At 37.3% G+C, this 6,496-nt stretch carries 2 protein-coding genes; one reads left to right on the top strand and one right to left on the bottom strand.

The genetic code is table 11. From position 1 onward, the window contains the following. Positions 1 to 442: 442 nt before the first annotated feature. Positions 443 to 1,525 (bottom strand): class I fructose-bisphosphate aldolase, encoded by a 1,083-nt coding sequence (locus B4U84_RS15720; RefSeq protein ID WP_131119319.1) that lies wholly within the window; start codon positions 1,523 to 1,525, stop codon positions 443 to 445. Between the two features lie 1,579 nt (positions 1,526 to 3,104). On the opposite strand from B4U84_RS15720, the gene B4U84_RS15715 reads away from it, so the two are divergent. Continuing rightward, a complete protein-coding gene (locus B4U84_RS15715) occupies positions 3,105 to 6,062 on the top strand; it encodes a methyl-accepting chemotaxis protein (RefSeq protein WP_131119317.1) in 2,958 nt (985 codons plus the stop codon). Positions 6,063 to 6,496: the final 434 nt, after the last annotated feature.

Genomic DNA, 6,496 nt, shown 5'->3' with positions numbered 1-6,496 from the left:
TTCCCTTATTGTATGAAAATAAGAGATTTATAACTTTAAAATCAGATTTATGACTTAAAAATCTGATTTATGACTTGTAAACCTGATTTAAAACTTTAAAACCTGATTTAGAAGTTTCAAACCTGATTTAGAAGTTTCAAACCTGATTTAGGAGTTTCAAACCTGATTTAGGAGTTTCAAACCTGATTTAGGAGTTTCAAACCTGATTCAGGAGTTTCAAACCTGATTTAAGTAAGTCGGTGGGAATAAACAGAACTATATTACACCCTTACCAATAACAAACGACAAATGACAAATGACACCGAAATGTATTGTCGGGATTGGGGATTAAAAGAAGACAAGGGAGAGGGGGAAACGCCATGACGTGGTAAATCTATCAAAAATCTACCCCGTGTCTCTTGTTCTCCGTGTCCCTACTCTGCGCGTCTCCCCAATCCCCAATTCAAGCAATTGTCACTTCTTTGGATAAATAAACGTCTTGAATGGCGTGGAATAATTGCACACCTTCCTCGAAGGGACGTTGGAATGTTTTGCGTCCAGAAATTAAGCCTGTACCGCCAGCACGTTTGTTAATAACTGCGGTGCGGATTGCTTCTGCAAAGTCATTTTTCCCCGATGCGCCACCAGAATTGATTAAACCAGCGCGTCCGCAGTAACAATTCAAGACTTGGTAACGAGTTAAATCAATGGGATGATCTGTTGTTAAGTCTGTGTAAACCCGTTTGTCGGTTTTACCGTAACTCTTACCTGTTGCTTGGGCGACTGCTGTGTAACCATTATTATTTTCTGGTAGCTTTTGTTTAATGATGTCAGCTTCTATGGTTACGCCTATGTGGTTGGCTTGTCCTGTCAAGTCAGCAGCAAGGTGATAATCTTGATCTTCTTTAAATGCATTATTACGCAAATAGCACCAGAGAATTGTCACCATTCCCAATTCATGAGCGCGTTTAAAAGCTTGGCTGACTTCTTGAATTTGTCTGGTAGAGTTTTCCGAACCAAAATAAATTGTCGCTCCCACTGCGACAGCACCCAAATTCCATGCTTGTTCGACAGAAGCGAACATAATTTGGTCAAATTGATTGGGATAAGTCAGGAGTTCGTTGTGATTGAGTTTGACAATGAAGGGGATTTTGTGGGCATATTTACGTGAAACTATACCCAACACTCCTAATGTTGTAGCTACAGCATTACAACCAGCAGCGATCGCCAACCTGATAATATTTTCTGGATCGAAGTAAATCGGGTTGGGTGCAAATGATGCACCTGCTGAATGTTCAATCCCTTGGTCTACTGGCAAGATGGAAAGATAGCCAGTATAAGCAAGTCTACCAGTGGAGTATAGCGTTTGTAGATTACGCAAAACTTGGGGATTGCGATCGCTATTCAGCCAGACTCTATCTACGAAGTCAGGACCTGGTAAATGCAATAAATCTTTGGAAACTTTAGCTTGATAATTCAGTAAGTCTTGGGCTTCATCACCGAGAACAGATTCAATGGAATTGGGCGTTGCTAGCGTTGTAGTCATAGCCTTTCCTGCAATAATTTAGACATTGTTGCTAAATACTAGCAACACTAATACTACGATGATGCTAGCAAAGCTTTGTTATATTGACCGATAATTCCGAGCAAGGTACAAGAAAGCAGATAAATCCTGGGAATCAATCCGCAATTAAGTGACAACGCAATGCAAACCGTTTTCTATTTAGTACTCTGTCACATCAACTTTGCTTGGTAAACCAAGTTTTAGAATCTCTCTTTTTCTCCTCCTCTGCGTTCTCTGCGTCTCTGTGGTTCGTTTTTTTACCCTTAAAAGTTGCTGTGACAGACTACTAGTTCAGTAAGAAAAATTTTAGCCTCTGCTGGTTCTGATGAAATGGTGAAGTAGTGGAAAGTGACAGATGGCGATCGCATCACATTTTTCGTCATATTTTTGGGGTTGTACCAGACGCGATATATCGCGTCTCTACATGATTTAAATGTCAATTAATTTGTCTTATCCGAGCAGTATTGGCATCACAGCTAAGTAAAAGATAAAAAAAATGTTTATCATTTGGTTAAATATAGTTTAATTTTTAATTTAATTTGTATTTATAAACACAGGATAATTTTACAATTTACAAGTAAGTGAAACCTCAACTTTTTTGATTAATGTTTCTGGGATTGGCAATGATTCAAAGTCAGGTATTTATAAATGCTCTGAATCAAATATCCTGTTGCGATTTCGGGGGTTATTCAGGTAAACAAAATCAATCAAATAGCCATATTTTATAGGTTACAAAGATAAAATAACTGTTTTATAACCTGATATCAACTTATTTTTTTGGATAGATTTTAACTTAAAATAAAAATATATTTGCTGATATTAAATAGAATTAAAAAAAATAGAATAAAAGCTTGCTTCAAAGAACAAAACAGCCTAATATAAGAAAAACCATCTTTAATCTTTCTGTGAAAGAAGCAAGATTAAAGATGTGAATAAATGCTAAGAGTATTTCATAGGGGTGTAATACTAAGTAACTGTTACTTGTCATAAATTAACGTGAGTCTGAGAATATTTATCAGACTCAATAATTGAGTCGCCCGCAAGTAAACTGCGTGGCTAATAATCAAAGTCTACTTTCAGTAGACTAAATCAATAAGCCTTTTAACCCACTTAAAGTGGGTTTTAGCTATAAGCCCCAAATTTATTTGAGGGCAGTATTTTGAGCTAATGAAATCTGTCTAAATCAGGTTAATTTCATGTAAAAATTTGAGATTTTTTTGAAGTTATGAAAGACTAATTCATAACTTAGTTTTTGGGCTTTTTTTCTTAATTATCAAAAATAATTACACTGTATTTATTTACTTAATATCTTGCACCTAGCCCGAAATTAAAATTTGGGCTGAAAGCTAAAGTTGGTTTTAATCTGACGGGCTAAGGTTTAAACCCATAAAAATGTGTTTGAGCTTTGAAATTGATTTTACGGCTGATTCCAATTGGTGCAAGATGAAAGTAAATTTATCTGGGTGCGCTCGTCCAGTTGTATCAGTTATTAGCTTGGCTACTAAAACTGGTTAAAAATTTGATTTTTCATTTATCCAGACGAGTATTTGCATCGAAATTTATGATCAATGAATCAAATAACAAACAAAATCAGCTTCAGGGATACGCTTTCAAAAAACCATCATTAACTAATGGTCACGATGATAGCTATCAAAAAAATATCAGAACAAATAAAACAAATTTCACTGGAAATAAAAAAGTCATAATTTCTATATGGCGATGGTTTTCTAACCTTTCTATTAGCCGCAAACAGCTAATTGCGTTAATAGCTTCGGAAGTGGTATCTATTCTAGGAATCAGCCTTGTTGCAAGATATTTGATTACTACTAATTTACAGGCTCTATCACTAGAACAAGCAAAGTCAGAAATAGCTATTACAGACATGGCTTATAATACCAAAGTCAATCAAATGGGCTTTGGCTTTCGTGGACAATCTGATAATGCGGCAATTATTCAAGCTGCGATCGCTCATAATGCAAATCAAAGTTTAAGTCCTTATTTAAAGGCAAAATTGAAGCAAATTCTGGCAAATGAAGTTAAGGCAAGAAAAATTGAGTACGCCACATTAGTTGGAAAAAATTTGCAGATTATTGCTAATGCAAATGCTGACCGTCAAGGAGAAATATTTAATCCCGATAACTTAGTGAGTGAGGTTTTTAATAAATCTCAACAAATCAAAGCTAATAGCATTATCAATTGGTCAGAATTGAGTAAAGAATCTCCTCCTTTACCAAAGATTTTTAATCAAGATCCTCTGATTCGTTACACAGTCACACCTGTTAAAGATCCAATTACAAAAGCAGTGATCGGTGCATTAGTTTCCGGTGATATTGTCAATGGTAAAGACGCGATTGTGAGGGGAACATTAGAAGCTACTGGGGGAGGCTACAGTGCAGTTTATATACGCAAACCAACAGGAGAATTTACTATAGCAACAGCCTTAGAGCAAGATAAATCTCAGAAGAATAATCAAGGCATACCGAATGTAACATTACCCGAAGCAGGTAAATCTTTACTCGATGCAGCAACCCTAGCTCCAGGAAAAACAGTTACTACACGCTTGAAATTAGGTAAACAAACTTACTTAATGGTAGCAAAAGCCGTACCAAATAAAATAATAGAAACAAATAATGGTGCAAAATCTGTATACGACAAAAAGCCGATCGCCATATTAGTACGGGGAACTCCAGATACTGTTGTTAATAAATTGTTAGAACAAAGTCTTGGGATAGAAATTATTGTTCTTGTTGTCGCCTTAGCAATCTCTTTGATTTGGACACTAATTATTAGACGAGTAATTGTTAAACCAATCAAAAAGCTAGAGCAAACGGCTAAAAAATTAACTTCAGGGGATCACTCTGCGCGTGCTGAGATTTTTGCTAATGATGAAATCGGTAAATTGGCTATTAGTTTTAACACTATGGCAGACAAGTTTACAGAGCAAATTCTTCAAAAAGAAGATTATGCTAGACTCATGGAGCTAATCAACAACATTACTTTTCGGCTTCGTGGTTCGCTCAATACAGCACAAATTTTGAATGCAGCAGTAATAAATTTACGAGAAGCAATCAAAGCAGATCGAGTTATTGTTTATCGCTTTGATGAAAACTGGGTAGGAACAATTGTAGCTGAATGTGTTGGTGATGAATGGCCAAGGGCTTTGGGTGCAGAAATTGCTGATCCCTGTTTTGCTCAAGAATATGTTGACAAATATCAAAAAGGCCGTATCCAAGCGCTGGAAGATATATACGCAGCAGGTTTGACCGAATGTCATATTGCTCAACTAGAAGCTTTTGAAGTCAAGGCGAATTTAGTCACGCCAATATTGCTGAACAACAAGCTATACGGTTTATTAATTGCTCATCAATGTTCTGCTCCCCGTAAATGGCTACAATCAGAAATTAATCTATTTCAGCAGGTGGCAATTCCCATTGGTTATGCTCTAGACCAAGCATATACTATTGCACAGATAGAAAAATCTCGTTCTCATGCAGAAACGATCGCGATCGAGCAAAATCAACAAAAAGAAGCATTACAAGAACAAATCTTCAAACTATTGCGAGATATCCAAGGTGCATCAAAAGGTGATTTGACAGTACGTGCGAAAATTAGACAAGGGGAACTTGGTAGTGTGGCTGAGTTTTTTAACTTAGTAGTTGATAATCTCAGAGAAATTGTCGCCAAAGTCAAAACCTATGCAACTGAAGTAAATGTAGCGATCGCCAAAAACGAACGTGCAATTAACCGACTTAGCGATGAAGCTATCAAACAAGCTGTTGAAATTAATTTTATCCTCAATAATATGGAGCGTATGACACTGTCAATTGTAGATGTGGCTCGAAGCGCTCAAAAAGCTGCCGAAGTTGCTCATACAGCCTCCGATACTGCGACTGAAGGTGAAACAGCAATGGATGCAACGGTAGAAAAAATCTCTAGCCTACGCTCTACAATTGATGATACAGGCAAAAAAGTCAAGCGTCTAGGAGAATCTTCACAACAAATATCCCGCATAGTTTCCTTGATTAACGATATTGCAGTGCAAACCAACTTGCTAGCAGTGAATGCAGGACTAGAAGCTTCAAAAGCCACTGAAGGAAGCCGAGGTTTTATCGTGGTTGCAACTGAAGTTGGTGAATTAGCAGCGCGTTGCTCTGACGCTACTCAAGAAATCAAGCAAATTGTAGAGAACATTCAACGAGAAACAAATGAAGTTGCCAAAGCGATGGAACAAGGAACTACCCAGGTAGTGGAAAGCTCTCGCATTGTGGAAAATGCTAAAACTTCGCTCAACAAAATTCTCAGTGTTTCTCACCAAATAGACGAACTGGTGCAATCAATTTCTCAGGCGACAGTTTCTCAAGTCGAAACATCGCAAGCGGTAACTAGATTAATCACAGAAATTTCCCAAGTGTCAGAAATGACTAGTAACTCCTCACGCCAAATCTCTCAATCGTTGCAACAAACTGTACAAACTTCTCAAGAACTACAAGCAGCGGTGACGAAATTTAAAGTTAACTAATTTGACCAAAATCCCGCCCTAAAATCAATTTTGGGCTGATATTAGGTTCGCTTGATTACTTAATAATTCCCTTTAAACCCCACCCCGGTTTTGTCTAACGCCAAAACCTCCCCTAAGCGCGCAATACGGTTCGGATAAGACAAATCAATTGACATTTAAACCCTGTAGAGACGCGATATATCGCGTCTCTACATACCAAAATTATGACGAAAAATCCTTAACCGAACCGTATTGCCTCCCCGCACGCGCTTAGGGGATTAAGGGGTGGGGTGCAATGACTGTGGGAAGCATAACTAATTATCCGAACTTAATATCATTGGTTTTTCCCATTACTCAATACCGACCTTGACGAATAATACAAGTGTTCTAGCGGACATGATATCAGATGTATAGCAAAATTAAAGAGAAACGGTATAGCTGTTATACCCACATTT

The organism is Westiellopsis prolifica IICB1, assembly GCF_004323185.1.
GTDB lineage: Bacteria > Cyanobacteriota > Cyanobacteriia > Cyanobacteriales > Nostocaceae > Pelatocladus > Pelatocladus prolificus_A.
Note: the sequence above shows the minus strand (reverse complement) of the source record. Positions and strands in the feature narration are given on the sequence as shown.

What these genes read in the sequence shown, in the direction of transcription:
- B4U84_RS15720 (WP_131119319.1), bottom strand. Translation starts at nt 1,525, where the DNA reads ATGACTACAACGCTAGCAACGCCCAATTCCATTGAATCTGTTCTCGGT.
- B4U84_RS15715 (WP_131119317.1), top strand. Translation starts at nt 3,105, where the DNA reads ATGATCAATGAATCAAATAACAAACAAAATCAGCTTCAGGGATACGCT.